General features: G+C 67.2%; 2 protein-coding genes. Both read left to right on the forward strand.

The features are described 5' to 3' along the window. Positions 1-532: 532 nt before the first annotated feature. Positions 533-910, forward strand: coding sequence for a hypothetical protein (locus V6U90_RS33115; RefSeq protein ID WP_334445068.1), 378 nt, complete (start codon positions 533-535; stop codon positions 908-910). Continuing rightward, the gene (locus V6U90_RS33120) at positions 907-2,283 is read left to right on the forward strand and encodes a hypothetical protein (protein WP_334445070.1); all 1,377 of its coding nucleotides are present in this window, start codon (positions 907-909) and stop codon (positions 2,281-2,283) included. Before V6U90_RS33115 ends, V6U90_RS33120 begins: the two co-directional genes overlap by 4 nt. Positions 2,284-2,340: the final 57 nt, after the last annotated feature.

A 2,340-nucleotide genomic window follows, 5' to 3' on the forward strand; every position in this document is an offset into this window, starting at 1 on the left:
CACCGAACTCGTCGCCGGCTGTCCCTGGCTACCCACCGGCGCAGCGACCACCTGACCAGTCACGTGTGAGCGAGCACCGTCCACAGCGCGACAATAGATTGCCCGCCGGCGAGTGGACTGTAGAGCGAGTTCGGTCGCTAGGAACCGTGACCAATGTGGTGACGGCTGGGGCGGCCTTGGGTATTGGTCGAACAAAGGCCTATGAGCTGGCGAAGTTAAAACAGTTTCCTGTCCGGACCCTGAAGGTTGGACGCCGCTACCTAGTGCCAGTCGCAGGCATCCTCGAACTGTTGACCGGAGAATATGCCGATCAACTACCTACCGATCGCACAACCCCGGAGAGGGCGTGATCATGGAGCGACCCGACGGAGATGAATACGCGCGCCGCAGACACCAGTGGCGCGATGGCCCTATTCCACAAGATCACTCCGCGCCGCGTCCTGGCGCCGACCTCACCTCACCCATTGAGGGATTTCCACAGGCAGCGGGTGCGCAGTGGACGGCGAGGCGGGCGGTGACAGATGCTGCGCGTATGGAGTTCGCGGATGCAACCAGCGCTCTCACCGCCCGCCTCGCCGCCGGCAACGACGACCTTGCTGCCGCCGGCGCTATCCACCTGGCCGTCGAAGCGTGGAAACGCCTGTCCGGCGGCGACGCCGCGTGGGACCGGTTTGGCCTGGAGTTGCTCGACGTTCGCAGCAGGCTTTACAGCGACGACGACGTTGTCGTCGACGCGACCGTCCCCGCCACCGACGGCCCTCACCTCAGGCACGCGGTGATGGATCTCGTCGAGCAACTCGCACAGCATCACGACCGCCGTGCCGTCCACCCCGACAACGGGTTGGCACAGCGGCTCGACCACGACGCTGCCGCCCAGCAACTGCGCCGTGCGGTCGCAGCGCTGGCATGACGGTCGGCTTCTGGCACGAGGAGGCGCAGCGGGCGGTACGGGCCGCAACTGCGGCGATCACCGGCCACCGCGCCGCGAACGCCAGCGAGATCAACGCTCTGATACATGCTCGGGCGGACCTCTATCACCAGATGGCCAGGATCATCGAACTGCTGGTCGGGGGCCGGCCGGCAGCGGAGGTATCAAACAAGGCGGCAGTCACACGGATCCTCGGGCGCGATGGGCAGAGCCTGACCCGGCTCTACCTGGGCCTGCGGGCCGCCGCGGTGCTGGACGGGCAGTATCCGCCGACGCCCAGCGTCACCACCGGCCCTGGGCGGTCCCTGCGTCGCGCCGCCGACGCCCTAGGCATCATGGGCGACATCATCGCCGGCCACGTTCCGTCATGGCAACGTCCCGCAACACCGGAGGGGAACGCCATCCGTGCCGGAGGAGGCGTTCAGGGAGCACTCGCTGACCTCGCCCGACTTACCGTCGACGCCGTTCGGCTCGATAGCCGGCTCCCCACCTGGCTGAATCGAGATGGACCACTGGCACAGACATACCGACCAGTCGCAGAAGCAGCCAGATGGACCAGTAGCAGCCGGCTGGGCGCCATCGCCGCCGAGCTGGTCGCAGCCACAAAGTTCGAACCTGGCCTGCGCGAACTTGATGCCGCCAGGTCGCCACTGCGTCCGGCGCCGGCGGTGGACACAGTCGACGCGGCGACCGCCGCAGTCCGGGCCGCGCGGAGATGGCTCTGGCTCAACCCCAACCAGCTCACCGGCGTACATCTCCAAGTCGGCACCCAACTCGGCTTGGCCGTGCACGTCCTAACCTCCGAAGGAAATCCCGAGATGACCGGGGGCTGGCGGCAGGCGGCAATCGCCGCTGCCGATCTACGTGCCACCCCGGCGACCGGCCCCGCCCAAGACGCTGCCGCCGAACTGGGCGAGGCACTGCGATGGACCCGCTCGCTACTGAACCCCAACACCCACGCTCACACCCAACAGCAGGTAAGGAGCCCAGAACGACTCGTAAGCGAGATGCTGCTCATGGCCGCCACCCTGCACCGAGGACTGCGCACAGCGGTGCAGCGCTGCAACCTGTTTGTCCGAGGAGATCCCATCCTCCAGCGTCCCGCCGGCTCGCTGGTCTACCGCGCCGCTCCCCGCTGGCGGCCCGCAACCACCAGTGATGACCTGGTGCGCGACCTTAGCTGCGGGTTGCGGCAGACGATTGGGCAGAACGCCCAAGGCGACGAGGTCGTTACGATCGCCCGGATGTTAGCCCGACCGTCCCGCCTGCAAGCGGGGAGGCGGACAGATGCCATGGCCCGACGCCGCAGCCTGAATCCGGACCGGCCGCCAGACGGTTACGCTAGCCCTTGCTAGCGGACGCTGAAAAATCCTTGTTGGCGGACAGTTGAGTCCCTGCTCGCGGACAGCAGA

Source organism: Micromonospora sp. CPCC 206060, assembly GCF_036906895.1.
Classification (GTDB): domain Bacteria; phylum Actinomycetota; class Actinomycetes; order Mycobacteriales; family Micromonosporaceae; genus Micromonospora.

Bases quoted from the DNA above. Each gene is read 5' to 3' on its own strand.
- V6U90_RS33115 (WP_334445068.1), top strand. From the start codon at position 533: ATGGAGTTCGCGGATGCAACCAGCGCTCTCACCGCCCGCCTCGCCGCC.
- V6U90_RS33120 (WP_334445070.1), top strand. From the start codon at position 907: ATGACGGTCGGCTTCTGGCACGAGGAGGCGCAGCGGGCGGTACGGGCC.